Genomic DNA, 25,734 nt, shown 5'->3' on the forward strand with positions numbered 1-25,734 from the left:
GCCCTAACGTGGCCGAGTGATTTCACATGGCCACGTTAGGATGTATCGAACCCGCGCATCCGTGACTTGGCGGTTCGGACGCTGCAAATTTATGACGAAAGAATTGCGCTCAAGCATGCATCAGTTGTGCCAAAACGCGTTCGAAGCACTTTTCGCCGCAGAGGAGTAGGCCACCAAACGCGACCCGCGCGTCACCGCACCGCCAGCGCCGGCGCGGTTTGAAGCTCGACCGGCAAATCATTGTCGGCCGCAAACCGCATCGCGAACTCGAAGGCATCGGCGCACACGGCGCGCAATTCGTCCGACACGAACAGGCATTTGACGCCGCCGTCGACGACGGGCATCGCGAGCCGCGACAGCGCGCACGGATAGCCGGGCCGCCGTTCGCCGACGAACAGCGTGATGACGCCCGCCAGGCGCTCAGGCCAGTCGCTCCGGCGGAAGGTTTTCCGCGCGCGCGTGACGCCGCGGATCAAGTGGCCATTGACGCGGCCGTGTTCGGTGATGTCGATGCGATCCATGCCGGGGGTACGTGTCCTCGTGCGCGTCATTCGCCGCCGTCGGCCGCCGCGTCGCCGCGCGCGGGAATCCGCAGGTGGCGCAGCTTGTGATAGAGCGTCTTCTTCGGCATGCCGAGCGCCTCGCTCGCGTCCGCGACGTTGCCGTGGTGACGCCGCAGCATGTCCTCGATCAGCATCCGCTCGAAATACGCGAGCTGTTCCGCGAGCGTGCTGCCCACGGCCGGCGCCTCGCCGGACGACAGCAGGCTGTCGCCGGTGAGCCCGAGCACGAAGCGGTCGGCCACGTTCTGCAGCTCGCGCACGTTGCCGGGCCACGCGTGCGTCATCAGTTCGGACACCTGCGCGGCGGTGACGACCGGCGCCGGCTGGCCGAAGCGCCGCGCGGCCGCGAGCACGAAATGCTCGAACAGCAGCGGCACGTCCTCGCGCCGCTCACGCAGCGGCGGCAGCTCGATCTGCGCGACGTTGAGGCGATACAGCAAGTCCGCGCGAAAACGCCCGTCGGCCGCGAGTTCGGCGAGATCGGCCTTCGACGCGGCCACCACGCGGCAGTCGACCGGTATCAGGTCGTTCGCGCCGAGCCGCTCGACCACGCGCTCCTGCAGCACGCGCAGCATCTTGATCTGCAGTGCGATCGGCATCGTCTCGATCTCGTCGAGGAACAGCGTGCCGCCATCCGCCCATTCGATCTTGCCGATGCGCTTCTTGATCGCGCCGGTGAACGCGCCGGCCTCATGCCCGAACAACTCGCTCTCGAACACCTGCTCGGGCAGGCCGCCGCAGTTCAGCGCGACGAAATGGGCGTCGCGCCGGCTGCCGAAGTCGTGCAGGCTGCGCGCGATCAACTCCTTGCCGGTGCCCGTCTCGCCGGTGATCAGCACCGACACCGACGTATCGGCGAGGCGCAGGATCTTCTTGCGCACGTCGGCCATCGCGGGCGACTTGCCGAGCACGAACGCCTCGATGCCCTGCCAGTTGTTCAGCGCCGCGCGCAGCCCCTGCACTTCGAGCGTGAGCCGGCGCTTCTCGACCGCGCGCGCGACGCGCCCGGCGATCACGTCCGACGAAAACGGCTTCTCGATGAAGTCGTACGCGCCGACCTGCATCGCGCCGACGGCCGTCGAGATGTCCGCGTGGCCGCTGATCAGCACGACCGGGATCTGCGCATCGATGGCCATCACGCGGTCGAGCAACTGCAGCCCGTCGATGCCCGGCATCCGCACGTCCGACACGATCACCACCGGCGCACCGGGCGCGACGTGCGCGAGCGCGTCGGCGGCCGACGCGAACGCGTCGACCGGGAACCCGGCGAGCGCGACAGCCTGCTCGACGCCGATCCGGACGTTTTCATCGTCCTCGACGACCAGCACCCGAATCTCATCTTCCATGCTCTGTCCTCTGTTGCGGCGTCGCCGCCGCGAATTCGATGGTGAACTGCGCGCCGCCTTCGTCGCGGTTCGTCGCGGCGATCCGCGCGCCGAACGCCTCGACGATGCGCGACGTGATCGCGAGGCCGAGCCCGAGGCCCTGGCCGCGCGGCTTGGTCGTGACGAACGGCTCGAACAGGTGCGGCAGCACGTCGGGCGCGATGCCGGCGCCGCTGTCGGCCACCGTGAAACGCACGCGGCCGGCGCCATCCGCATCGTCCACTTCGGCCGCCTCGATGACGATGCGGCGCACCGGTGCGTCGTGCACCGCGTCGAGCGCGTTGCCGAGCAGGTTCACGATCACCTGCTGCAACTGGCTCGATTCGGCCGAGACGGTCGTGCCGGGCGCGATGTTGACGTCGAGCCGCACGCCTTCGTCGCGAATGCGCGCGTCGTAGATGAGCCGCGCATGCGCGACGGCCTCGTTCAGCGACACCGCGACGCGCTCGACGTCGGGCTTGCGCGCGAAGGTCTTCAGCTCGCCGGTGAGCACGGCCATGCCGTCGACCAGCTTGCCGACCCGTTCGAGATTCGCGAGCGCCGGCGCAGGCTGGCCACGTTCAAAGAACGTGCGCGCGTTGTCGCACAGCGTGCGGATCGCGACGAGCGGCTGGTTCAGCTCGTGCGTGAGGCCGGCGGCCATCTGCCCGAGCACCGCGAGCTTGCCCGCGTGCACGACTTCCTGTTGCGACGCACGCAACCGCTGTTCGGTGCGCTCGCGCTCGTCGATCTCGCGCTGCATCCGCTCGTTCGCGGCCGTCAGCGCGGCCGTGCGCTGCGCGACGGTCAGCTCGAGCCGGTCGTTCGCGCGGCGCAGCGCGTCCTGCGCGCTCAGCCGCGCGAGGATCGCCCGGCGCCGCTGGATCGCATAGCCGACCAGCAGCGCGACGATCAGGAACGCGCCGGTGACGAACACGAACGCCGTCTGCTGCTGGCGCCGCGCGCCCGCGATGTCGAGCAGCACCATCAGCGAATCGCCGGCCTGCGGCGCGGGGCGAGACATCACGAGATAGCGCGTGGTGCGGCCGGCGTGGCGCGGATCGGGGAAGGTGCCGAACCACGCGGCCGGGCCGCGCTCGCCGATGCGGCGATAGGGCAGTGCGTCGACGGTGCGGCCCGCGTACTGGCGCGACGCCTGGATGTCGCGCTGCTGCTGCGCGGTGATCGGGCGCAGCGCGGTGAATTTCCACGCGGGCTCGGTCGAGATCACGACCACGCCGTTGCCGTCGACGACCATCGCGGCGACGCCCGGCGCACGCCACGCCGATTCGAGCGGGTCGACGCTGATCTTGACGGCGGCGACGCCGATCGGCGCGCCGTCGCTGCGCACCGCGCTCGCGAAGTAGACGCCCGGCACGCCGGTGTTGGTGCCGATGCCGAAGAAGCGGCCGCTGCCGCGCGCGAGCGCGTCCTTGAAATACGGCCGGTACGACACGTTGGTGCCGACGAAGCTGATCGTCTCGTTCCAGTTGCTCGCGGCGATCACGTCGCCTTGCAGATCGATCACGTCGACCGCGCCGCTGCCCGCGTCGCGGTTCACGGCTTCGAGGTAGGTGTTCACCGCATGCACGAGTTCGGGCGCATCGTTCGGCGCGGCTTTCAGCATTGCCCGCACGCCGTCCTGCCGCGCGACCAGGCCGGGCAGGATCTCGAAGCGGCCGAGCTCGCTTTTCAGGCTCGACGCATACAGGTCGAGCCGGTGCGCGCCGGCCTCCTCGAGCGCGTCGATCGCGCGTTCCCACGCGAAATCGACGGCCGCGCCGGCCACGCCGATGTACAGCACCGCGGCCGAAGCCCAGCCCCACCACGGGATTCCCTTGAAGCTCTTCTGCACGTTCGTCCTCATCGAAGCCCGCTACCGGCCGTCCGCTAGCGGCCCTCCGCAACCGGCCGTCCGCCACCGGCCCTCCGCCACCGGCCCTCCGCAACCGGCCGTCCGCAACCGGCCGTCCGCCACCGGCCGTCCGCTAGCGGCCCTCCCCGAACGACACGCGCCGCGCGCCGGCAGGGCCGGCGGCGGCGCGTGCGAGGCAGCCGGCGCGACGGTGCGCGCGGCCGCGCGTTATCCGAAGTGCGCGACCAGGATCAGCGTGACCGTGACGACGATCGCGCCGCCGATGCGGGTGGCGATCTGCGCGAACGGCATCAGCTGCATCCGGTTCGCGGCGGTCAGGATCGCGACGTCGCCGGTGCCGCCTTGCCCGCTGTGGCAGGCGTTCACGATTGCGGTGTCGATAGGGTACATCTTCAGCAGGCGGCCGACCACGAAACCGGTGCCCATCAGCGTCGCGACGGTCGACACGATCGTGACCACGTTGACGATCGTGAACGCGGCGGTCAGCTTGTCCCACGGCGTCATCGCGACGCCGATCGCAAACAGCAGCGGATACGTGACGGCGGTCGAGAAGAACTTGTAGACGACGAACGCGCCTTCCTGCAGCGGCGGCGACACCGCGCGCGCGAGCTTCACCAGCACCGCGAGGAACAGCATCGCGACCGGCGCGGGCAGGCCGAACAGCTTGTGCGCCATCAGGCCGACGAGATACAGCGTGATCGCGGTGATGCCGGCGCCCGCGATGTGCGTGACGTCGACGTGGCCGCGGATCTCCTCGTTCTCCGGCGTCATGTCGCCGCTTTCGCCGACCTGCAGGCGGCCGTTGCCGGTGAGATGCGGCAGGCGCTTGCCGAGCATGTCGAGCGCGCCCGACAGGATGATCGCGGTCAGGCTGCCGAGCATCACCGACGGGAGCACCATCGCGAACATCTCGCCCTGCGGCAGGTGCATCAGTTCCGAATAGCCGATCGACAGCGGAATCGCGCCTTCGCCGACGCCGCCCGCCATGATCGGCACGACGATGTACAGCAGCGTGTGGCGCGCGCCGAGGCCGAGCGCGGTGCCGACGGCCGTGCCGACGATCGCCGCGGCGACCGACCCGACGGCGAGCGGAACGAAGATCTTCACGAAGCCCTGGATCAGCACGCGGCGATCCATGCTCAGGATGCTGCCGACGATGATCGACGCGATGAACAGGTACAGGAAGTTGGTCGACTTGGTGAATTCGACCGTGAGGTTCAGCACCGGCTTCGGCAGCACGTGGTAGTACGTGAGCGCCGACGGCACGAAGGTCGCGAAGATCGCGGCCGCGCCGATGTTGCGCAGCAGCGGCAGGCGCTTGCCGAGTTCGGCGCAGGTGAAGCCGAAGAACGCGAGCACCGCGATCGCCATCGAGATCTCGCCGGGCACCTTGCCCGTCACCGCGAAGCCGACGATCAGCCCGAACAGGATCACGTAGATCGGCAGCGGAATGATGCCGATGCGGATTTCCATCAGCTTCCACCAGCCTTCCGGCCAGAAGCGTTCACGCGTGGCGGGACCGGCGGCGGCAATCGGTTCCGGATGGGACGGAGTGTGGATAGAGGTCTGCAAGACGTGTCTCCTGATGTTTGGAATGCCTGCATCGCTTCGCGGCATCGTGTGCCGTCTATTACGCAACCCCCGTGCCAGTATTCCGGCTTGCCGGAATATTTTTAATGCATTGATTCATAAGGGATTTGTTTCGTCTGCAGAAAGGGTTTTCCAGGCAGGCTGGCCGAGATTTCGGAATCGGCGCGGCGCTCAGGCCGAGATTTCGGCCTGGCGGCGGCCCGGGCGGCCGGCCACGCCAGCCGCCCGGGCCGCCGCCCGCCATATCGCCGCGCGCGATTTTCTTCGCACAATCGCTTCGTAGACCGCCCACCCGCCGCTCTCTATCATCGGCTGATCTTTTTCCGATGCGACGACGACTGTCCGGAGAACGCCCGCGCGTTCGCCGCGGCGTCGCTCATCCGTCGATACCGTCTTTGGACAGGAGAGTGGTTTCCATGCTGCATCCCGTATTTTCCGCCCGCTTTTCCGCCGGCCGTGTGGCCAGCCTGGCCCGCCTGCTGACGGCCGCGCTGCTCGGCGTCGTGCTGCTGAACGGCGCGCGCGCCGACACCGCGCCGCTGAAGGTCGGCATCTCGACCAGCCCGCAGATCGAGGCGCTGAAGATCGCCGCGAAGGAGGCGAAGGAGCAGGGCCTCGACGTGAAGATCGTCGAATTCACCGACTGGAATACGCCGAACGCGGCGCTCGCGAACAAGGACATCGACGTCAACTACTTCCAGCACATCCCGTTTCTCGAGAACGCGAAGAAGCAGGGCGGCTACAACTTCATCTCGATCGCCCCCGGCACGATCATGAAGATCGGCCTCTATTCGAAGAAGGTGAAAAGCTTCGCCGAGCTGAAGGACGGCGCGCGCGTCGCGATCGCGAACGATCCGGTCAACGGCGGGCGCGGGCTGTTGCTGCTGCAGCGCGCGGGGCTGATCACGCTGAAGCCGGGCGCCGACTATCGCGCGACGACGCACGACATCGTCGCCAACCCGAAGCACCTGAAGATCATTCCGCTCGAAGCGTCGCAGCTCGCGCGTTCGCTCGACGACGTCGATCTCGCGCAGGGCTACCCGAGCTTCATCAAGCTCGCCGGCACGACCGACCCGAACAGCGCGCTGCTGTTCGACGGCACCGAGAACAAGAACTTCGCGATCCAGTGGGTCGTGCGGCCCGAGAGCGCGAACGACGCGCGCATCCGCAAGTTCATCTCGATCTACCAGCATTCGCCGGCCGTGCGCCGTGCGCTCGACAACGCGTTCGGCTCGCTGTACGCGATCGCATGGTGACGGAGGCGGCATGACGACGGCGAACCGCAAGAAGATCCTGCTCAACGCGTTCAACATGAACTGCGTCGGGCACATCAACCACGGGCTGTGGACGCATCCGCGCGACCGCTCCGCGTACTACACCGATCTCGACTACTGGGCCGATCTCGCGAGGACGCTGGAGCGCGGCAAGTTCGACGGGATCTTTCTCGCGGACATCGTCGGCGTATACGACGTGTTCGGCGGCGGGCCCGACGTCGCGCTGCGCGAGTCGGTGCAGGTGCCCGTCAACGATCCGCTGCTGCTCGTGCCGGCGATGGCGCAGGTCACGCGGCATCTCGGCTTCGGCGTGACCGCGAACCTGACCTACGAGCCGCCGTACCTGTTCGCGCGCCGCATGTCGACACTCGATCATCTGACGAAAGGGCGCGTGGGCTGGAACATCGTCACCGGCTACCTCCACAGCGCCGCGCGCGGGATGGGCCTCGCGCAGCAGATCGGCCACGACGACCGCTACGAGCGCGCCGACGACTACATGGACGTCGTCTACAAGCTGTGGGAACAGAGCTGGGACGACGATGCGGTGATCCGCGACGCGCAGGCGCGCGTGTTCGCGCAGCCGGGCAAGGTGCGGCGCGTGAAGCACGACGGGCCGTTCTATTCGATCGATGCGATTCATCTGAGCGAACCGTCGCTGCAGCGCACGCCGGTGCTGTACCAGGCCGGCTCGTCCGCGCGCGGCGTCGAGTTCGCGGGCCATCACGCGGAATGCGTGTTCGTGAACGGGCAGAGCAAGGCCGCGGCGCGCGCGGCGGCGCTCGACATTCGCGCGGCCGCGGCACGGCAGGGGCGCGACCCGGCGTCGATCAGGATCTTTGCCGGCGTGAGCGTCGTGACGGCCGAGACCGAACTGCTTGCCCGCGAAAAGTTCGACGAATACCGGCGCTACGCGAGCCCGGAAGCCGGCCTCGCGCATTTCGCGAGCTCGACCGGCATCGACTTCGCGAAGTACGGCCTCGACGAGCCGATCTCGTACGTGAAGACCGATTCGATCCAGTCGGCCGTCGACGCGATCTCGCGCAAGAGCACGACCGGCACGTGGACCGTGCGCCGGATGCTCGAACAGATGTCGCTCGGCGGCCGCTACGCGCCGATCGTCGGTTCGCCGTCGCAGGTCGCGGACGAGCTGCAGTCGTGGATCGACGAGACCGGCATCGACGGCTTCAACCTGACGCGCACCGTGATGCCCGAGTCGTTCGAGGATTTCGTCGACTGGGTCGTGCCCGAGCTGCAGAACCGCGGCGTCTACAAGGAAGACTACGATCCCGCGCCGACGCTGCGCGAGAAGCTGTTCGGCGCGGGCCCGCGCCTGCCCGCCTGGCACACCGGCGCGCGGCATCGGCCGGCGGCCGTGGCCGAACCCGCGCATCCCGCGCATGCCTGAACGTGACGGAGCGAAGCGATGACGCAATTGTTCGATACGCTGGGTTTCATCGAGGCGTCGGCCGTGCGGGCCGGGGCAGGCGGCGGTGCGGCAGCGCATGACGAAGCCGTGACGCCGGCCGACGGCGCGGCCGTGTCGCTGGAGCAGGTCGGCAAGGTATTCGCGACGCCGCGCGGGCAGGCGGCCGCGCTGCGCGACGTGACGCTCGATGTGCGGCGCGGCGAGGTGTTCGGGATCATCGGCCGCAGCGGCGCCGGCAAGTCGACGCTGCTGCGGCTCCTGAACGGCCTCGAACGGCCGAGCTCGGGCCGCGTGCGCGTGCAGGGCGTCGACGTCGGCGCGCTCGACGAGGACGGCCTCGTCGCGTTGCGGCGCCGCACCGGCATGGTGTTCCAGCATTTCAACCTGCTGTCCGCGAAGACGGTGTTCGAGAACGTCGCGCTGCCGCTGAAGATCGCCGGCGTGCCGAAGGCCGAGCGCGTGCGCAAGGTCGACGCGCTGCTCGATCTCGTCGGGCTCGCCGCGAAGCGCGACGCGTATCCGGCGAGCCTGTCGGGCGGGCAGAAGCAGCGCGTCGGCATCGCGCGGGCGCTCGTGCACGATCCGGAGGTGCTGCTGTGCGACGAAGCGACGTCGGCGCTCGATCCGGAAACCACGCAATCGATCCTCGCGCTGCTCGCCGACATCAACCGCCGCCTCGGTCTGACGATCGTGCTGATCACGCACGAGATGGAGGTGATCCGCGCGGTGTGCGACACGGTCGCGGTGATCGAACAGGGCGAAGTCGTCGAAACGGGGCCCGTGTGGCGCGTGTTCGGCGATCCTCGCCACGGCGCGACGCGCGCGCTGCTGAGCACGCTGCAGCACGACCTGCCGGCCGAACTGGCCGCGCGCGTGCGGCCGCTGCCCGAACAATCCGCGCTGCCCGACGGCGCCCGGATCGTGCTGGACGTCCGCTATACGGGCGAGAGCGGCGGCGAGCCGGACGTTGGCGCGCTCGCGGCGGCGCTCGGCGGCTCCGTGCGGTTCCTGCACGGCGGCATCGAAAGCATCCAGGGGCACGCGCAGGGGCGGCTCGTGATCGCCGCGACGCCGCGTGCGGATGACGCCGGCGCGTCGGCGGCGCACGGCGGGGCGGTCGCCGCGCTGCTCGAGCGCGCGCGCCGTCATGCGAATCATGCGGAGGTGCTCGGCTATGTTTGAGCTCTGGTGGCCCGAACTGCTCGACGCGATCCGCGACACGCTGTCGATGGTCGCCGCGTCGGCCGCGATCGCCGCGCTGATCGGCATCCCGCTCGCGGTGATCCTCGTGACCACCGCGCCCGGCGGCATCTACGCGCGGCGCGGCGTGAACGCGGTGCTCGGCGCGCTCGTCAACGTGTTCCGCTCGACCCCGTTCATCATCCTGCTGGTCGCGCTGCTGCCGTTCACGCGCGTGCTGATCGGCACGACGATCGGCGTGTGGGCGGCCGTCGTGCCGCTGTCGATCGCCGCGATCCCGTTCTTCGCGCGAATCGCCGAAGTGAGCCTGCGCGAAGTCGATCGCGGGCTGATCGAGGCCGCGCTCGCGATGGGCGCGAAGCGCCGCCACATCGTATGGCACGTGCTGCTGCCGGAGGCGCTGCCCGGCATGCTCGGCGGCTTCACGATCACCGTCGTCGCGCTGATCGGCTCGACCGCGATGGCGGGCGCCGTCGGCGCGGGCGGCCTCGGCGATCTCGCGATCCGCTATGGCTATCAACGTTTCGACACCACCGTCATGGCGACCGTGATCGTGATCCTGATCGCGCTCGTCTCGGCCGTGCAAATCACGGGCGACCGCCTGGTCCGACGCGTGACCCGGCGTACCTGAGCGACGCCACGAGCGTCCGCTCGTTTCATTCCTGATCCTGAGAGAAAAAACATGACCTTGCCCATCGGCGCGCCGCGCGAATGGAACGGACAATTCGAGGAAACGCTGTTTCTGGAGGTGGCGCGACGCCATCGTCCGGACTTCCCCGACAAACTCGCGACGCCGCCGCGCGAGCCGCGCGACGACGACGAACGGGCCGCCGTCGCCGACTACTACACGAAGATGGCGTCGCACGATCTCTTCATCGTGCAGGTCGTCGCGAAGGCGATCGACACGCTGTTCCGCGACGATCCGCATTTCCAGCTGATTTTGTCGCGCCAGCTCGGCGACGACGGCGCGCACGCGGTGATCGGCCGCGAGCGCGTAACCGAACTCACCGGGCGCGATCCGCTGCCGGAAGTCGACCGGCTCGTCGCCGCGCACTGGGCGCGCATCGGCGACATCGCGGTGCGCGACGTCGCGGGCTTTCTCGCGTTCGAATGGCATTACGAGCTGCACATCCTCGCGAAGCTGTGGATCCAGCGCAAGACGGGGCGTATCGGCGACAGCGCGATGCGCGAGCACGGCGAGAACCGGATCCGTCCGGACGAGGAATGGCATCGCGTGCAGATCGTCCAGTGGTGGTTCGACACGCTGCACGCGCTTGCGCCCGCCGAGCGCGACGCGCTGATCGATCGCGTGATCGCGGCCGACGAGGAAACCCAGGCGCGGCTCGACGGCTATCTGCATGACGAGTACGCGCATACCGCACTGGTATTCGGCGCGGATATCGCCGAATATCGTGCCATCTACGACGACTGGCGGCGCGAGATCCTGTCGCGGCTGACCGGCCGCCGGCTCGGCGCGCTCGTACCGCTGTCGGGCGAAACCGTTGAACAGGAAGCTGTCGCATGAACGATCCACGCGGCCCGGCGACGCTGGCGCCGGATACCGATACGCCGGCCGTCGACCGCGCTGCGCTGGCCCGCGCGATCGACGCGCTGCGCGCGAGCGCCGCCGAGCGCGACCGCGCGGGCGGTCATGCCGCGCGGGAGAAGCAGTGGCTCGCCGACGCGGGCCTGCTGACGCTCGCGGTGCCGCGCGCGTTCGGCGGACAGGAAGCGGCGTGGCCGGCGATCTACGACGTGATCCGGCAGGTCGCGCGGGTCGACAGCGCGCTCGCGCACCTCGTCGGCTTTCAGTGCCTGCAGGTGGTGAGTGTCGACGTATGGGGCAACGCCGCGCAGCGCGAGCGCTACCTGCGCGGCACGGTGGACGGGCGCTGGTGGTGGGGCAACGCGGTCAATCCGCTCGACACGCGGCTCGTGGCCACGGCGACGCCCGACGGCGGCTACCGGCTCGACGGCGTGAAGGGCTTCTGTTCCGGCACGCGCGGCTCGCAGCGGATGACGGTGTCCGCGCACGATCCGGCCATCGGCCGCACCGTGTTCGGCGTGGTGCCGACCGATCGTGCCGGAATCACGGTCAACGACGACTGGGATCCGGTCGGCCAGCGCCAGACCGACAGCGGCAGCGTGCGCTTCGACGGCGTGACGCTCGCGGCGGACGAAGTGCTGCATCGCTCGGAAGCGCCGCCGACGCCGCGCGCGACATTGCGCACGCTCGTGTCGCAACTCGTGCTGACCAACCTGTTCGTCGGCCTGGCGGAAGGCGCGCTGGCCGAGGCGCGCGACTACGTGCGGCAGCATGGCCGCCCGTGGGTTCATTCGGACGTCGAGCGGGCCGAAGACGATCCGTACACGCTGCAGCGCTTCGGCGACATGCGTGTGCGTGCGATCGCCGCGGCGGCGCTGGCCGATCGCGCGGCCGTCGCGTTGCAGCACGCATGGGCGCGGCAGGCTGCGCTGACAACCGACGAACGCGCCGAAGTCGCGCTCGCGGTATCCGAAGCGAAGATCGTCGCGCAGCGCGCGGCGCTCGACAACGGCGAGGCGCTGTTCGACGCATGCGGCGCGCGCGCGACGGCCGCGTCGCTGGGCCTCGACCGCTTCTGGCGGAACGCGCGCACACATACGCTGCACGATCCGCTCGACTACCGGCTGCGCGATGTGGGCCGGTTCGCGCTGACCGCGGAATTGCCGCAGGCGTCGCTCTATACGTGAAGGCGGCCCGCCCTCTGCGCCGTGGCGCCGATGGCGGGCCGTCCGGCGTCAGGGGCAGCGCCCTGACGCGTCGTTGTCGCAAGCCGATTACCAGCGGTAGCCGACGCCCGCCCCCGCGCCGAACGAGCCGTGCCCCGACACCGCCGTCGTGACCGAGCCCTTGACGAGCCATTTCGCCGTCGCGACCGACAAGCCGACCGCCATCGCGCTTTGACCGCCGTACGTGCCGCCGCCAAGCGCGACGACCTTCTCGCCCGGCAGCACGGCTTGCGGCAGGTTCGCCATGGCGATCGCGCTCGCCGTGCCCGCATTCGCGTCCTTGCGGTACTTCGACATTTCCTCGCGCACGGAGTCGATCGCACCGTTCAACTGGCGCACGTTCACGCCGTCCGTCGGTGCGGTGCCGTCCGCCACGTTGGTCAACTGGCGCTCGGCTCCGGGCGAGCCGATCGACACCGTGTTGTCTCGATCGGCAACCGAATTCGCGCCCAGCGCCACGGCGTTGTTCGCGGTGGCCCGGCTGTTCGTGCCGATCGCGGTCGAATCCGTGCCGGACACGTTCGAGCCCGTGCCGATCGCCGTTCCGTTCGCCGCCGTGACTTTCGAATTCGTGCCAATGGCCGTTCCGTTCGTTGCGGTGACCGTGGCGTTGACGCCGACAGCCGTACCGTTGTCGCCCGAGACGTTCGAGCCGTTGCCGACCGCGGTGCCGTTCGTCGCGGTGACCGACGTATTCGTGCCGATCGCGGTGTCGGTCGGGTTCGTCACCGTGCCGCCCGGGACGCTCGACGAGATCTTGCCGACGGTCGTCGTGAGATTGGCCAGGTCCGCCGTCAGCGTCGACACCTGATTGGCGATCGAGAAGAGCTGCGAGCCGTTCACCGCATCGGTGCTGGTCGCGCTGATGGCGCCAGCCGCGACGTTGACGATCTGACGCTCGGCACCCGCGCTGCCGACGCTGACCACACCGACCGGCGTGCCCGCGAAGCCGCTGTAGGTCACGCCGTTGAGCGCCACGCTGTTGACGGTCGTATAGGCGCGCGTGGTCGCGTTCGCGCCCAGCGCGACGGCGTTCGCGTCGGCGGCGTTCGCCCCTTCGCCGATGGCGACCGCGTTCACGGCGGAGGCCGTCGCACGGGCAATGGCGACGCTGCCGGTCGCGGATGCCGAGCTGTCGACACCGAGCGCGACCGCATCGGCCGCGCCGGCATTGGCCTGGAAGCCGAGAGCCGTACCGCCTGCGGCAATGCTGCCCTTGCCCACGGCGGTCGAGAACGTCGCGGTGGCGCTCGCGTCTTGCCCGACGGCTATCGACTGATCGACTGCGAATGCGCCCTGGCCGAAGGCGGATGCCGTGCCGCCGGTCGCGATCGCGCCGTTACCGACCGCCGTTGCCTGGCCGCCAACTGCGCTCGAAGCCGTTCCGATCGCCGTCGCCTGATCGCCGGTCGCCACGGCGTTTCCGCCGACGGCCGTCGCGAACGTACCGGTCGCGGCCGCCATGCGGCCGATCGCGACGGTCTCGCTATAGGCGCCGGTCGACGAGCCCGAATTCGCGACGGCCGCCGTGCCGATCGCGATGTTGTCGCAGCCGGTTGCCGCGGCCGGATACGTGCTGCTGCCCGAAATGGCGATGTTGCCGACGCAGCCCGCGGACGTTTCGGTCGACGTGCCGTTCTGCACATAGTCGGCCCGCGCGGGCGCGGAAGCGGCGAATGCTGCCACGGCTGCGCTGACCGTGACGGCAAGCGCGACCTTCGATGTGCGCGGTGCGCGTTGTACGGAATCTCCCAACCCTTGATGATGCGTGTTCATTCGTGTTCCTGAGCTCGATGTAAAAATCGTGTTGTGGCTTGCATGGCCCCGCTCGCCATCCCGGTTGCATCGATTCGTTCGTGTCTCTTTCGTGACGGATATCGGTTTTTCGATCTGTAAAAATGAAAGGTCTACTAACGAAATTTAACCTTCGTTGGTCTCGACGCGACGGGAGCCGGGCGCGGATTACGGCGACTTGCTTGTTTCCGTCACGGCTGTGTCAAAACTTCGCGAATCCGAAGTCCGGATCGCGACGACGCATTTTGATGGATTCGAGTCGTGCGCAGGTTTGCCGCGGCGGCTGAACGCTATGCTTCGACAGACATTCGTCGAGTGGGGGCGTGATGAGGCAGTGAGCGATCACCGGCGCCGGGCAGCCGGGTTGCCGACGATCACGCGCTCGCTGGCGAGGAAGAGGAGGCGGCGACGCTGCCTGATGCATGTGCTCGCGCCGGCGGCGGCACCGGCCTGCGCTTGCCGGTCGTCCACATGAAGACGGGGTCCGCGCGACGCGCTGCGTTGTCGGCGCGTCACTGCGCCGGCAACGCGTCCGCCAGCGCCCGCATCGCGTCCACCGTTTCCGGGTTCGCCGGAAAGAACGCCTCGATCGCGAGTTCCGACAGCGTCACGTCGACCGGCGTGCCGAATACCGTCGTCGTGCTGAAGAAGGTCAGCTCGCCGTTCGCCGTGCGCAGCCGCAGCGGCACGGCGATATCCGCGAAATCGGTGCGTGCGTGCGAATCGTCGGGCTGGCCGGCCGGCGCCGGATACGCGGCGAGCTCGTCGCGCAGCGCATGCAGCGTGCGGTCGCCGCTTGCGTCGATCTGCCGCTGCAGCCGATGCAGGATATGCGCGCGCCATTCGTGCCAGTTGACGATGCGCGCGGCGAGACCGTCGGGATGCAGGCTCAGCCGCAACACATTCACGGGCGGCTGCAGCAGCGCCGGATCGGCCTGCGCGACCAGCGCGCCGAGCATCCGGTTCGCGGCGAGCAGCGTCCAGTGGCGATCCACCGCAAGCGCGGGGTAGGGCTCATGGCCGCGCAGCACGGCTTCGACCGCGTGGCGCGCGGCGTCGAGCTGCGGATCGGAGAACGGCCGCTCGCGAAACAGCGGTGCATAGCCGGCCGCGACGAGCAGCGCATTGCGTTCGCGCAGCGGCACGTCGAGGCGCTCCGCGAGGTGCAGCACCATCTCGCGGCTCGGCTGCGCGCGGCCCGATTCGACGAAGCTCAGGTGTCGCGCGGATACGTCCGCCTCCAGCGCGAGCGCCATCTGGCTCAAGCGCCTGCGTTGACGCCACGTGCGCAGCAGCGGGCCGATGCCGGATACGCGGCCGGCGGACGGGGGAAGCGAATGGAGGGCGGCGGTCGAGTTCATGGTGGAGATGATAGGCAATCCTGCGCGCGTCGGGCATTACCCGGCAGGTAAGCATTTCAGGCCGGCGTGCTTCGCCGCTTGAGTCGATTCCGCCGGCTGTCACCGTGGCCTCCCTCCCGCCCCGCATTTCGCTCCCTGGCGCGTCGCGCCGCTGCGTTACCATAGCCCCCGTGCCACCTGAGAGGCGGCGCCGGACCCGCGGCCACGATGCCAGGGCCGGACGCCGCGCACATCGACAACAAGGCATTCCAGGGGAATCCAACAATGAAAAAACTTGCCGTCCGGCTCGCCTGCGTGGCGACGCTCGCCCTCGCAGCGACCAGCGGCCACGCGCAGACCGAAGCCGCGCAGGTCGAAATGAGGGCCGCCGCCGCGGCCGCCAACGAAGCGGTCGTGAAGGGGCCGACCGACATTGACGTGAAACACGAAGCCGTGCTGAAGCTGAAGGCGGGCGAATCGTTCGTGCCGGCCGCCGAAGCCGGCCGCTACCTGCGCTCGATGGGCAACGCGATCGACGAATCGAAGCTGGTCGGCCTCGTGCTGCCCGACGATCCGGACGCCGACTGGATCTCGGTCGTGTCGTTCGAGCCGAGCGGCTACATCCGCGACGACGACGCGAAGGACTGGAAGCCCGACGAGCTGCTGAAAAGCCTGCAGGCCGGCACCGAGGAAAACAACCCGGCGCGCAAGGCGCGCGGCCTGCCCGAAACCGAGGTGGTCGGCTGGGCGAAGGCGCCCGCGTACGACGCGGCCACGCACCGGCTCGTGTGGTCCGCGATCATCCGCGAGAAAGGCGCGGCGCCGAATGCGGGGCCCGACGGCGTGAACTACCGGACGCTCGTGCTCGGCCGCGACGGCTACCTGTCGCTGACGATGGCGTCGACGCTCGCCGACCTGCCGAAGTACAAGGCGTCGGCCGACGCGCTGCTGTCGAACATCCGCTTCAACGACGGCAAGCGTTACGCCGACTTCAACCAGTCGACCGACCACGTCGCCGAGTACGGGCTCGCGGCGCTGATCGTCGGCGTCGGCGCGAAGAAGCTCGGGCTGCTCGCGCTGATCGGCGCGTTCGCGGTGAAGTTCTTCAAGGTCGGCGCGGTCGCGCTGCTGGCCGGCGGCGCGGCGCTCAAGCGTTTCTTCGGGCGCAAGCCGAAGGCGGCCGCGGTGCCGGCCGTCGTCGACGCGACCGACGCGGCCGCCACGGAGCGCAAGGAATGACGAAGCTGCTGCTGCTGATCTTCGGCGGCCTGAAGCTCGGCAAGGTGCTCGTATCGGCCGGCACGATGCTCGCGTCGATCGCGGTCTATGCGCTGTTCTACGGCTGGCGCTTCGCGGCCGGTTTCGTCGCGTTGCTGCTGGTGCACGAAGCCGGCCACTACGTCGCCGCGCAGCGGCGCGGGCTCGACGTCGGGCTGCCGACCTTCATCCCGTTCGTCGGTGCGTGGATCGAGTTGAAGGCGATGCCGCACGACGCGGAAACGGAAGCGTACGTCGGCCTTGCCGGGCCGTTCGTCGGCACGCTCGGCGCGCTGGCGTGCTACGCGGCCGCGCGCCACACCGACAGCAACCTGCTGCTCGCGCTGTCGTACACGGGTTTCTTCCTCAATCTGTTCAACATGATTCCGCTGTCGCCGTTCGACGGCGGGCGGATCACCGCGGTGCTGTCGCCGCGCATCTGGTTCGCGGGCGTACCGGTACTGATCGCGCTGTTCGCGTATCGGCCGAGCCCGCTGCTGATCGTGATGGCGATCCTCGCGCTGCCTCAGCTGAGGCGCGCGTGGCGCTACGATCCCGACGCGCCGGAGCACCGCGTGTACTACGCGACGTCGATCGAGACGAAGACGACCTACGCGCTCTGCTACGTCGGCCTGGTCGCGTTCCTCGCGCTGATGACGTCCGGCGTGCACGACATGCTGCGCGCCGTGCACGCGTCGACCTGACGTCGATCCGATGCAAAAGCGGCGGCCGCTGTTACGCGGCCGCTTCTTTCCCGAGGCCGAGCCTCACGCGTCGCGATGACGCAGTTCGACGCGCTTGATGTCCTTCACGATCACGAGATAGCTGAACACGGTGACGAGCGCGTTCAGCCCGACGAACACGAGCGCGCCGTTGAACGAGCCGCTCGCGCCGACGAGATAGCCGATCGCGATCGGCGCGACGATGCCCGCCGTGTTGCCGAACATGTTGAAGAGGCTGCCCGACAGGCCGATCGCTTCCTTCGGCGCGGTATCCGCGACGACGGCCCAGCCGAGCGAGCCGATCCCCTTGCCGAAGAACGACACGGCCATCAGCGTGATCACCAGCGCTTCGCTGTCGACGTAGTTGCAGCCGATGATCGCCATCGACAGCGCCATCCCGCCGACGATCGGGATCTTGCGCGCGAGCGTCAGCGAGACGCCGCGGCGGATCAGCGCATCCGACAGCATCCCGCCGAGCACGCCGCCGAGGAACCCGCAGATCGCCGGCAGCGACGTCATGAAGCCGGCCTTCAGCAGCGACATCCCGCGCGCCTGCACGAGGTAGATCGGGAACCACGTGAGGAAGAAGTACGTGAGCACGTTCACGCAGTACTGGCCGAGGTACACGCCGATCAGCATCCGGTTCGACAGCAGCTGGCGCACGTAGTACCAGCCCGCCACGCGGCTGCCTTCGGAAGCGCCGCCGCCGCCGCGCGCGCCGGCGGGCTGGCCGCTCGACCGCACGAGCCCGCCGCCCTGCTCGATATGGTCGAGTTCCGCGCGGTTCACGGCCGGATGGTCGGCCGGGTCCTTCACGACGCGCAGCCACAGGAACGCGAGCGCGATGCCGGCCACGCCGAGCCACAGGTACACCTGGTGCCAGCCGTACGCATGCGTGAGCCAAGCCATCAGCGGCGAGAACACCACGGCCGCGAAGTACTGCGCGGCGTTGAAGATCGCCGACGCGGTGCCGCGCTCGGCGGTCGGGAACCAGCTCGCGACGACCTTCGCGTTCGCCGGAAACGCGGGGGCCTCCGCGATACCGACCGCGAAGCGCATCGCGAACAGCGCGGCGACCGCGAACGCGGCGCTGCCGCCGAGGCCGATCGTGCTCTGCAGCAGCGTGAACGCCGACCACAGGAAGATGCTCGCCGCATACACGCGCCGCGCGCCGAAGCGGTCGAGCAGCCAGCCGCTCGGCAGTTGCGCGAGCACGTACGCCCAGCTGAACGCCGAAAAGATGTAGCCCATCGTCACCGGGTCGATGCCGAACGCCTTGCGGATCGGCGTGCCGGTGATCGACAGCGTCGCGCGATCCGCATAGTTGAGCGTCGTGACGACGAACAGCATCGCCAGGATCCAGTAGCGCACGGCGGTCCGGCGCGCGGTGCGCGCGAGATCGAGCGGAAGATCGCGAGGGGAGGTCTGATTGTTCACTTTAAATGTACGTCGTCGTATGACATGACCGAAAGTTTATTGACGATGGTCGAATTCAGAAACCTCGGGTTTTCCCTCTGAAGGCCTCGTCACAGTGTGGGAAAGTTGTGATTCGCTGGCCGGACAAGGCCGGCGGAGTGTATCGTCGGCGCCTTCGCAGGCGGCGCGAACGATGTCATGATGTCGGCAGACATCGTATCTGTTGCGCTACAATGCGCTATCCATTCCCGAACCACGGAGCACACCCCATGCAACTGACAGGAGAGATGCTGATCGGCGCCGAAGCGGTGGCCGGCTCGGCCGGCACCTTGCACGCGTTCGATCCGACGAAGGGCGCGCCGATCGAGGCCCCGGCGTTCGGCGTCGCGACGCAGGCCGACGTCGACCGCGCGTGCGAGCTCGCACGCGACGCGTTCGATGCGTACCGCACGCAGCCGCTCGCGGCCCGCGCGGCGTTTCTCGAAGCGATCGCCGATGAAATCGTCGCGCTCGGCGACGCGCTGATCGAGCGCGCGCACGCCGAAACGGGGCTGCCCGTCGCGCGGCTGCAGGGCGAGCGCGGCCGCACCGTCGGCCAGCTTCGGCTGTTCGCACGCGTCGTGCGTGACGGGCGCTTCCTTGCCGCGTCGATCGACCCCGCGCAGCCCGCGCGCACGCCGCTGCCGCGCTCCGACCTGCGCCTGCGGAAGGTCGCGCTGGGGCCCGTCGCCGTGTTCGGCGCGAGCAATTTCCCGCTCGCGTTCTCGGTGGCCGGCGGCGACACCGCGTCGGCGCTCGCGGCCGGCTGCCCGGTGATCGTGAAAGCCCATGAAGCGCATCTCGGCACGTCCGAGCTGGTCGGCCGCGCGATCCGCGCCGCCGTCGCGAAAACCGGCATGCCGGCCGGCGTGTTCTCGCTGCTGATCGGCCCCGGCCGCGTGACCGGCGCGGCGCTGGTCAGCCATCCGGCGATCCAGGCCGTCGGTTTCACCGGTTCGCGGCAGGGCGGGATGGCGCTCGTGCAGCTTGCGAACGCGCGTCCGCAGCCGATTCCGGTCTACGCGGAAATGAGCAGCATCAACCCCGTCGTGCTGTTCCCGGCCGCGCTGGCCGCGCGCGGCGACGCGATCGCGACGGGCTTCGTCGATTCGCTGACGCTCGGCGTCGGCCAGTTCTGCACCAATCCGGGCCTCGTGCTCGCGATCGATGGCCCCGATCTCGACCGCTTCGAGACGGCCGCCGCGCAGGCGCTCGCGAAGAAGCCGGCCGGCGTGATGCTCACGCCGGGCATCGCCGATGCGTACCGCAACGGGCGCGGCAAGCTGGCCGAACTGCCGGGCGTGCGCGAAATCGGCGCGGGCGAGGCCGCGCAGACTCACTGCCAGGCCGGCGGCGCGCTGTACGAAGTCGGCGCGCAGGCGTTCCTGGCCGAGCCGGCGTTCGGCCACGAAGTGTTCGGGCCGGCGTCGCTGATCGTGCGCTGCCGCGATCTCGACGAAGTCGCGCGCGTGCTCGACGCGCTCGAAGGCCAGTTGACGGCCACGCTGCAGATCGACGCCGACGACAAGCCGCTCGCGCGCCGGCTGCTGCCGATCCTCGAACGCAAGGCCGGGCGCCTGCTGGTCAACGGCTACCCGACCGGCGTCGAGGTGTGCGACGCGATGGTGCACGGCGGGCCGTTCCCCGCGACGTCGAACCCGGCCGTCACGTCGGTCGGCGCGACCGCGATCGAGCGCTTCCTGCGGCCCGTGTGCTATCAGGATTTCCCGGACGACCTGCTGCCCGAAGCGCTGCAGGAAGGCAATCCGCTCGCGATTCCGCGGCTGCGGGACGGCAAGGCGGAGTGACGTGGCGGCGGCCCGGCGGGAACGCCGGGCTGCTTGCCGGATGGACGAAAGCGGAGGCGGCCGGTGGCCGTCTCCGCTTTTTTTCGGGGTGGCTTTCCTGTCGCCGGCAATTCTCCTACAGTAGCGAAGCCCCGGGCCGTTCGGCCCGCGGGCGAGCCTGAGAGATCACAAGACCAACGAGGAACCATCCGATGAATATCAGCAAGCGTGGCGACCACCTGTTCGCGGCCGGGTTGTGGAAAGCGATCGGCGACGTCGCGAAATCGGTCCGTACCCAGATCGGCGAATACAGCGAAGGGCGCGTGCTGGCCGACGCGCTGTTCGCGCTGCAGCGCGAACTGGGCGGCAGCGAATTCGACGTGACGATCAACCAGGGGCGGCCCGTCGCCGGCTCCGATCCGCATTCGTTGATCTTCGGCAGGGCCGTCGAGCGTTTCAGGTACGACATGGAGGCGGTGGTGTTCGCGCTGAAGCATCGCCGCAGCATCGACGGGCCGAACGGCGCGCAGCGCGCCGACGCGCTCACGCAGGCCAACACGCATCTCGCGACCGCGAAGCAGTACGCGATGTTCACGGTCGGGCGGTTCTTCGATGCGGTCGTCGACCGCGACGTGCTGGAACAGATCGTGGGCGCCGAGTCGCCGGCGCGCGGCCGGCCGGTTGCCGCGCGCAAGGGGATCGACGAGACGCAGCGCACGCTCGCCGGCGTGCGCCAGCGGATCATCGGCGCGATCGCGCAGATGTAATGGAATGGCCGCGCCGGCTCGTCGAGCCGCGCGGCCATCGCGTGATACGGATACGGATCAGCGCGGGAGCCGGCGCGCCGTGCCGATGAAGGGCCCGCGCCGCCGGCGAACCCCGCTTACTGCGGGCCCATCTTCTTGATCAGCACGTCGAGCTCGGCCGCCTCTTCGTCGGTCAGGTCGACGAGCGGTGCGCGCACCGGGCCCGCGTCGTGGCCGACGAGCTTCGCGCCGGCCTTCACGATGCTGACCGCGTAGCCTGCGCGGCGATTGCGGATCTTCAGGTACGGCAGGAAGAACTCGTCGATCAGGCGGCCGACCGTTTCGTGGTCGTCCTTCGCGATCGCTTCGTAGAAAGCCATCGCCGTCTTCGGGATGAAGTTGAACACCGCCGACGAGTACACCGGCACGCCGAGCGCCTTGTACGCGGCCGCATAGACTTCGGCCGTCGGCAGGCCGCCGAGGTACGCGAAACGATCGCCGAGGCGACGGCGGATGGTGACCATGCTTTCGATTTCACCGACGCCGTCCTTGAAGCCGATCAGGTTCGGGCAACGGTCGGCGAGGCGCTCGAGCATGTCCGCATTCAGCTTCGAATTCGCGCGGTTGTACACCACCACGCCGATCTTCAGCGCGCGGCAGACCTGCTCGACGTGCTCGGCGATCCCTTCCTGGCTGGCTTCGGTCAGGTAGTGCGGCATCAGCAGCACGCCGCTCGCGCCGAGGCGCTCCGCTTCCTGCGCATATTCGATCGCGACGCGCGTCGCGCCGCCCGCACCGGCGAGGATCGGCACCTTGCCCTTGCAGGTTTCCGTCGCGACGCGGATCACGTCCGAGTACTCGCGCTGCGTGAGCGAGAAGAATTCGCCGGTGCCGCCGGCCGCGAACAGCGCGCTCGCGCCATACGGCGCCAGCCATTCGAGACGCTCGGCATAGGTGGACGGACGGAAGCTGCCGTCGGCGTCGAAATCCGTCAGCGGAAACGACAGCAGGCCGTGGGAGATGATCTGTTTGAGTTCTTGCGGTGAAGTCATGGTTGGGTCGTCCGTCTAGCGCGAGTGCTGGTTCGTCGGGAACGGCATACGAGCCGAAGTGGCGATGTCGTTGTATGTCATCGTACAACGCAAGAAAGCGCGGCGCAAGCGGTTTGCTGACTGGCAAAGAGTAGGGTCTTTCCGGATAAGGGTTTACGTAGCATCGTGGAATGCGGTTGAATGTCATATGATGACTAACGATATCGCAGACTGCTTCCAGGAATTCCGATGACTGCTTCCCCTCTCTACATCCGCGTGCATGCGGACGACAACGTCGCGATCGTCGTCAACGACGGCGGTTTGCCCGAAGGCGCGACGTTCGCCGACGGGCTGACGCTGCGCGAAGGCGTGCCGCAGGGGCACAAGGTCGCGCTCGTCGACCTCGCGGCCGGCGACCCGGTCATTCGCTACAACGTGGTGATCGGCTATGCGCTGACCGACCTGCGGCGCGGCAGCTGGGTCAACGAGCGCACGATGCGCATGCCCGAGCCGCCGGGGCTCGACGACCTGCCGCTCGCCACGCGCGCCGCGCCGCCGCTCGAGCCGCTCGAAGGCTATACGTTCGAGGGTTTCCGCAATGCCGACGGCTCGGTCGGCACGCGCAACATCCTCGCGATCACGACGACCGTGCAGTGCGTGTCGGGCGTCGTCGAGCACGCGGTGAAGCGGATCAAGGACGAACTGCTGCCGCGCTACCCGAACGTCGACGACGTGGTCGGGCTCGAACATACGTACGGCTGCGGCGTCGCGATCGATGCGCCCGACGCCGACATCCCGATCCGTACGCTGCGCAACATCAGCCTGAACCCGAACTTCGGCGGCGAGGTGATGACGGTGAGCCTCGGCTGCGAGAAGCTGCAGCCCGAGCGCCTGCTGCCGCCGGGCGCGATTCCGGTGGCCGCCGACGGCGCGAGCGACAACGGCGGCGTCGTCTGCCTGCAGGACGCCGCGCACGTCGGCTTCAACTCGATGATCGACTCGATCATGAAGATGGCCGAATCGCATCTCGAGCGGTTAAACCGCCGCCGCCGCGAGACCTGCCCCGCGTCGGATCTCGTCGTCGGCGTGCAGTGCGGCGGCAGCGACGCGTTCTCGGGGCTCACCGCGAACCCGGCCGTCGGCTTCGCGGCCGACCTGCTCGTGCGCGCCGGCGCGACGATCATGTTCTCCGAAGTGACCGAAGTGCGCGATGGCGTCGCGCAGCTCACGTCGCGCGCGGCGAACGAGACCGTCGCCCGCGAGATCATTCGCGAGATGGACTGGTACGATCGCTATCTGGCGCGCGGCCGTGTCGACCGCAGCGCGAACACGACGCCGGGCAACAAGAAGGGCGGCCTGTCGAACATCGTCGAGAAGGCGATGGGATCGATCGTGAAGTCGGGCAGCGCGCCGATCGCCGGCGTCGTGCGCCCTGGCGATCGTGCACGGCAGAAGGGGCTGCTGTATGCGGCGACGCCCGCGAGCGACTTCATCTGCGGCACGCTGCAGCTCGCGGCGGGGATGAACCTGCACATCTTCACGACCGGCCGCGGCACGCCGTACGGCCTCGCGCAGGTGCCGGTGATCAAGGTGGCGACGCGCAGCGATCTCGCGCGCCGCTGGCACGACCTGATGGATCTCGATGCGGGGCGGATCGCGACCGGCGCGGCGACGATCGAGGACACGGGCTGGGAACTGTTCCGGCTGATGCTCGACGTCGCGAGCGGCAAGCGCCGCACGTGGGCCGAGCAATGGAAGCTCGCGAATGCGCTGACGCTGTTCAATCCGGCGCCGGTGACCTGACGCGCGCGGCAGCGACGGTACGCGATGCGGGCGCCTTCGGGCGCCCGTTTTCTTTCGGGATGGCGCACGTGCGATCTCCTTACCTCTTGCGTAATCGACCGCCCGCGCGAGACCGGCGACGATGGCGGTACGCGGACACGAAACGTTCGCGATATCGTCCACCGACACAAGGAGCCTCGCCATGAACACCGCTCAATCCGCATCGTCCGTGCATGCCGACCTGATCGACAGCTACTTCGCCGCGTGGAACGAACCCGACGGCGCACGCCGTCGTGCGCTGATCGACGCGACGTACGCGAGCGACGCGGCCTATCGCGATCCGCTGATGGCGGGCGACGGCCACGCGGGCATCGACACGATGATCGCCGCCGTGCAACAACGCTTCCCCGCGTACCGCTTCCGCCGCACGACCGACGTCGACGCGTTCGGCCAGCACCTGCGGTTCTCGTGGGCGCTCGTGTCGCCCGACGGCGCGGCGATCGTGAAGGGTTCGGACTTCGGCACCGTCGACGCATCGGGCCGCCTCGCTTCGGTCACGGGTTTCATCGACGAAATGCCGGCCGCGGCGGCGTGACGCGAACGGCACATGCGCAGCGGCCGCCGGGATCGGGTAACGTTATGCGATTCGTTCCTGATCCCGGAGACAACCGACATGCTGAAGAATCTCGACCCGCTGCTGCACGCCGACATCCTGCACACGCTGCGCGCGATGGGCCACGGTGACGAAATCGCGATCTGCGATGCGAATTTTCCGGCGGAATCCGTCGCGGAGCACACGGTGGTCGGCCGCGCGCTGCGCATCGACGGCGCCGATTCGGCGCGCGTCGTGCGCGCCGTGCTGTCGGTGCTGCCGCTCGATACGTTCGTCGACACGCCCGCGTGGCGGATGGAAGTAGTGGGCGACGCGGCCGCGGTGCCGCCCGTGCAGCGCGAAGTGCAGGCCGAGATCGACCGCGCGGAAGGGCGCGCGGTGCCGCTTGCCGGCGTCGAACGTTTCGCGTTCTACGAGCGCGCGCAGCAGGCGTACGCAGTGATCGTCACCGGCGAAACGCGCGGCTACGGCTGCTTCATCTTCAAGAAAGGCGTGTTGTTGAGCGACGCGGGCTAAACGCGTTTTTCATCGCGCCGGGTTGCCGGTGCGGCCGCCGCGTTGTAAAGATTTGCTACAAGCTCTTGGACACCGCGAAAAGACCCTCTATGCTGGCCCATTTGCCGCGCGCCCTGCCGGGCCGCGCGGCCCCGAACCGCCCGGGCGCGCCCGGCGCGGACGCCCGAATTGCATACGAGGAGAAAGGCATGACGCGTACCGTCGATTCCGGCGTCATTTTTTTCGCGCGCCTGGCGCTGGCGGCGTTGTTCTTGTGGGGCGGCATCATGAAGCTGCTTGGCTACAGCGACTTCGTCGCGTATCTGCACGGGATGAACGTGCCTTATCAACAGGTCGTCGCGCCGATCGTCGTCGCGATCGAGGGGCTGGGCGGCCTGCTGCTGATCGTCGGCTACAAGGTACGGCCGCTCGCGTTGCTGATGGCGGTCTACACGATCGCGACCGCGATGGTCGGGCACAATTTCTGGGACGCGACGAGCGCCGCCGTCCAGCACGACATGGTGATTCACTTCTGGAAGAACGTCGCGATCGCGGGCGGTTTCCTGCTGCTGTTCGTCACCGGCGCCGGCGGCGCGAGCATCGACGCGCTGCGTCGGCCGAGTTCGTCGTACGGCGTGCTGCGTTGA

22 protein-coding genes are annotated in these 25,734 nt (G+C 68.8%); 14 read left to right on the forward strand and 8 right to left on the reverse strand.

Translation table 11 applies throughout. The features are described 5' to 3' along the window. Positions 1 to 191: 191 nt before the first annotated feature. From WS64_RS27390 to WS64_RS27405, 4 genes are all read right to left on the reverse strand, one after another. Entirely contained in the window at positions 192 to 521 is a 330-nt protein-coding gene (locus tag WS64_RS27390) for a DUF3579 domain-containing protein (RefSeq protein ID WP_060968295.1), read from the reverse strand. A 26-nt stretch (positions 522 to 547) separates the two neighbouring features. After that, the gene (locus WS64_RS27395) at positions 548 to 1,909 is read right to left on the reverse strand and encodes a sigma-54-dependent transcriptional regulator (RefSeq protein ID WP_059641602.1); all 1,362 of its coding nucleotides are present in this window, start codon (positions 1,907 to 1,909) and stop codon (positions 548 to 550) included. Beyond that, positions 1,899 to 3,794 (reverse strand): sensor histidine kinase, encoded by a 1,896-nt coding sequence (locus WS64_RS27400; protein WP_060968296.1) that lies wholly within the window; start codon positions 3,792 to 3,794, stop codon positions 1,899 to 1,901. Before WS64_RS27400 ends, WS64_RS27395 begins: the two co-directional genes overlap by 11 nt. A 216-nt stretch (positions 3,795 to 4,010) precedes the next feature. Further along, a complete protein-coding gene (locus WS64_RS27405; protein WP_059641609.1) occupies positions 4,011 to 5,375 on the reverse strand; it encodes a 2-hydroxycarboxylate transporter family protein in 1,365 nt (454 codons plus the stop codon). 434 nt (positions 5,376 to 5,809) lie between these two features. Between WS64_RS27405 and WS64_RS27410 the strand changes: the two genes are divergently transcribed. From WS64_RS27410 to WS64_RS27435, 6 genes are read left to right on the forward strand one after another with little or no spacing between them, the layout of a single operon-like run. Then, the gene (locus WS64_RS27410) at positions 5,810 to 6,649 is read left to right on the forward strand and encodes a MetQ/NlpA family ABC transporter substrate-binding protein (protein ID WP_060309884.1); all 840 of its coding nucleotides are present in this window, start codon (positions 5,810 to 5,812) and stop codon (positions 6,647 to 6,649) included. Between the two features lie 10 nt (positions 6,650 to 6,659). Next, positions 6,660 to 8,072, forward strand: coding sequence for an LLM class flavin-dependent oxidoreductase (locus tag WS64_RS27415; RefSeq protein WP_060968297.1), 1,413 nt, complete (start codon positions 6,660 to 6,662; stop codon positions 8,070 to 8,072). 18 nt (positions 8,073 to 8,090) lie between these two features. After that, the gene (locus WS64_RS27420) at positions 8,091 to 9,275 is read left to right on the forward strand and encodes a methionine ABC transporter ATP-binding protein (protein ID WP_060968298.1); all 1,185 of its coding nucleotides are present in this window, start codon (positions 8,091 to 8,093) and stop codon (positions 9,273 to 9,275) included. Beyond that, positions 9,268 to 9,924 (forward strand): methionine ABC transporter permease, encoded by a 657-nt coding sequence (locus WS64_RS27425; protein ID WP_027781522.1) that lies wholly within the window; start codon positions 9,268 to 9,270, stop codon positions 9,922 to 9,924. Before WS64_RS27420 ends, WS64_RS27425 begins: the two co-directional genes overlap by 8 nt. Positions 9,925 to 9,975: 51 nt before the next feature. Further along, positions 9,976 to 10,818, forward strand: a complete 843-nt coding sequence (locus WS64_RS27430; protein ID WP_060968299.1) for a hypothetical protein — start codon at positions 9,976 to 9,978, stop codon at positions 10,816 to 10,818. After that, entirely contained in the window at positions 10,815 to 12,026 is a 1,212-nt protein-coding gene (locus WS64_RS27435) for an acyl-CoA dehydrogenase family protein (protein ID WP_060968300.1), read from the forward strand. The genes WS64_RS27430 and WS64_RS27435 overlap by 4 nt, the downstream gene beginning before the upstream one ends. An 87-nt stretch (positions 12,027 to 12,113) precedes the next feature. Here WS64_RS27435 and WS64_RS27440 read toward each other — a convergent pair whose 3' ends face one another. Together WS64_RS27440 and WS64_RS27445 are read right to left on the reverse strand one after the other, a co-directional pair. Beyond that, a complete protein-coding gene (locus WS64_RS27440; RefSeq protein ID WP_060968301.1) occupies positions 12,114 to 13,841 on the reverse strand; it encodes a YadA family autotransporter adhesin in 1,728 nt (575 codons plus the stop codon). Positions 13,842 to 14,371: 530 nt separating this feature from the next. Further along, positions 14,372 to 15,220, reverse strand: coding sequence for a helix-turn-helix domain-containing protein (locus WS64_RS27445; protein ID WP_060968302.1), 849 nt, complete (start codon positions 15,218 to 15,220; stop codon positions 14,372 to 14,374). Positions 15,221 to 15,484: 264 nt separating this feature from the next. On the opposite strand from WS64_RS27445, the gene WS64_RS27450 reads away from it, so the two are divergent. After that, complete coding sequence (locus tag WS64_RS27450) at positions 15,485 to 16,438, forward strand: DUF2167 domain-containing protein (protein WP_060968303.1); 954 nt, start codon at positions 15,485 to 15,487, stop codon at positions 16,436 to 16,438. Then, complete coding sequence (locus WS64_RS27455) at positions 16,435 to 17,160, forward strand: site-2 protease family protein (RefSeq protein ID WP_060968304.1); 726 nt, start codon at positions 16,435 to 16,437, stop codon at positions 17,158 to 17,160. Before WS64_RS27450 ends, WS64_RS27455 begins: the two co-directional genes overlap by 4 nt. 63 nt (positions 17,161 to 17,223) lie before the next feature. Here WS64_RS27455 and WS64_RS27460 read toward each other — a convergent pair whose 3' ends face one another. Next, entirely contained in the window at positions 17,224 to 18,615 is a 1,392-nt protein-coding gene (locus WS64_RS27460; RefSeq protein WP_059582106.1) for an MFS transporter, read from the reverse strand. A 248-nt stretch (positions 18,616 to 18,863) separates the two neighbouring features. Between WS64_RS27460 and WS64_RS27465 the strand changes: the two genes are divergently transcribed. Together WS64_RS27465 and WS64_RS27470 are read left to right on the forward strand one after the other, a co-directional pair. Continuing rightward, positions 18,864 to 20,441 (forward strand): aldehyde dehydrogenase (NADP(+)), encoded by a 1,578-nt coding sequence (locus WS64_RS27465; RefSeq protein ID WP_060968305.1) that lies wholly within the window; start codon positions 18,864 to 18,866, stop codon positions 20,439 to 20,441. Positions 20,442 to 20,632: 191 nt separating this feature from the next. Further along, complete coding sequence (locus WS64_RS27470; RefSeq protein ID WP_059582110.1) at positions 20,633 to 21,187, forward strand: hypothetical protein; 555 nt, start codon at positions 20,633 to 20,635, stop codon at positions 21,185 to 21,187. Positions 21,188 to 21,303: 116 nt separating this feature from the next. On the opposite strand, the gene kdgD is transcribed toward WS64_RS27470, so the two are convergent. Continuing rightward, the gene (kdgD, locus tag WS64_RS27475; protein WP_059582111.1) at positions 21,304 to 22,218 is read right to left on the reverse strand and encodes a 5-dehydro-4-deoxyglucarate dehydratase; all 915 of its coding nucleotides are present in this window, start codon (positions 22,216 to 22,218) and stop codon (positions 21,304 to 21,306) included. A 228-nt stretch (positions 22,219 to 22,446) separates the two neighbouring features. On the opposite strand from kdgD, the gene garD reads away from it, so the two are divergent. The 4 genes from garD to WS64_RS27495 all read left to right on the forward strand — a co-directional run bounded on the left by garD (position 22,447) and on the right by WS64_RS27495 (position 25,734). Next, entirely contained in the window at positions 22,447 to 24,000 is a 1,554-nt protein-coding gene (gene garD, locus WS64_RS27480) for a galactarate dehydratase (RefSeq protein ID WP_059641640.1), read from the forward strand. A 181-nt stretch (positions 24,001 to 24,181) separates the two neighbouring features. Beyond that, positions 24,182 to 24,574 carry a nuclear transport factor 2 family protein gene (locus tag WS64_RS27485; protein ID WP_060968306.1) on the forward strand — a complete coding sequence of 131 codons (393 nt, stop codon included), beginning with the start codon at positions 24,182 to 24,184 and terminating at the stop codon, positions 24,572 to 24,574. A 78-nt stretch (positions 24,575 to 24,652) separates the two neighbouring features. Further along, complete coding sequence (locus WS64_RS27490) at positions 24,653 to 25,108, forward strand: RbsD/FucU family protein (RefSeq protein WP_059582119.1); 456 nt, start codon at positions 24,653 to 24,655, stop codon at positions 25,106 to 25,108. Positions 25,109 to 25,296: 188 nt separating this feature from the next. Next, positions 25,297 to 25,734 (forward strand): DoxX family protein, encoded by a 438-nt coding sequence (locus WS64_RS27495; RefSeq protein WP_059582218.1) that lies wholly within the window; start codon positions 25,297 to 25,299, stop codon positions 25,732 to 25,734.

This window comes from Burkholderia anthina, assembly GCF_001547525.1.
In the GTDB taxonomy this organism is placed as follows: Bacteria; Pseudomonadota; Gammaproteobacteria; order Burkholderiales; family Burkholderiaceae; genus Burkholderia; species Burkholderia semiarida.

Coding starts and splice junctions, on each gene's coding strand:
- WS64_RS27485 (WP_060968306.1), top strand. CDS start 24,182: ATGAACACCGCTCAATCCGCATCGTCCGTGCATGCCGACCTGATCGAC.
- WS64_RS27435 (WP_060968300.1), top strand. CDS start 10,815: ATGAACGATCCACGCGGCCCGGCGACGCTGGCGCCGGATACCGATACG.
- WS64_RS27395 (WP_059641602.1), bottom strand. CDS start 1,909: ATGGAAGATGAGATTCGGGTGCTGGTCGTCGAGGACGATGAAAACGTC.
- WS64_RS27455 (WP_060968304.1), top strand. CDS start 16,435: ATGACGAAGCTGCTGCTGCTGATCTTCGGCGGCCTGAAGCTCGGCAAG.
- WS64_RS27465 (WP_060968305.1), top strand. CDS start 18,864: ATGCAACTGACAGGAGAGATGCTGATCGGCGCCGAAGCGGTGGCCGGC.
- WS64_RS27390 (WP_060968295.1), bottom strand. CDS start 521: ATGGATCGCATCGACATCACCGAACACGGCCGCGTCAATGGCCACTTG.
- WS64_RS27410 (WP_060309884.1), top strand. CDS start 5,810: ATGCTGCATCCCGTATTTTCCGCCCGCTTTTCCGCCGGCCGTGTGGCC.
- WS64_RS27415 (WP_060968297.1), top strand. CDS start 6,660: ATGACGACGGCGAACCGCAAGAAGATCCTGCTCAACGCGTTCAACATG.
- WS64_RS27400 (WP_060968296.1), bottom strand. CDS start 3,794: ATGAGGACGAACGTGCAGAAGAGCTTCAAGGGAATCCCGTGGTGGGGC.
- garD (WP_059641640.1), top strand. CDS start 22,447: ATGACTGCTTCCCCTCTCTACATCCGCGTGCATGCGGACGACAACGTC.
- WS64_RS27470 (WP_059582110.1), top strand. CDS start 20,633: ATGAATATCAGCAAGCGTGGCGACCACCTGTTCGCGGCCGGGTTGTGG.
- WS64_RS27450 (WP_060968303.1), top strand. CDS start 15,485: ATGAAAAAACTTGCCGTCCGGCTCGCCTGCGTGGCGACGCTCGCCCTC.
- WS64_RS27420 (WP_060968298.1), top strand. CDS start 8,091: ATGACGCAATTGTTCGATACGCTGGGTTTCATCGAGGCGTCGGCCGTG.
- WS64_RS27495 (WP_059582218.1), top strand. CDS start 25,297: ATGACGCGTACCGTCGATTCCGGCGTCATTTTTTTCGCGCGCCTGGCG.
- kdgD (WP_059582111.1), bottom strand. CDS start 22,218: ATGACTTCACCGCAAGAACTCAAACAGATCATCTCCCACGGCCTGCTG.
- WS64_RS27490 (WP_059582119.1), top strand. CDS start 24,653: ATGCTGAAGAATCTCGACCCGCTGCTGCACGCCGACATCCTGCACACG.
- WS64_RS27440 (WP_060968301.1), bottom strand. CDS start 13,841: ATGAACACGCATCATCAAGGGTTGGGAGATTCCGTACAACGCGCACCG.
- WS64_RS27430 (WP_060968299.1), top strand. CDS start 9,976: ATGACCTTGCCCATCGGCGCGCCGCGCGAATGGAACGGACAATTCGAG.
- WS64_RS27425 (WP_027781522.1), top strand. CDS start 9,268: ATGTTTGAGCTCTGGTGGCCCGAACTGCTCGACGCGATCCGCGACACG.
- WS64_RS27445 (WP_060968302.1), bottom strand. CDS start 15,220: ATGAACTCGACCGCCGCCCTCCATTCGCTTCCCCCGTCCGCCGGCCGC.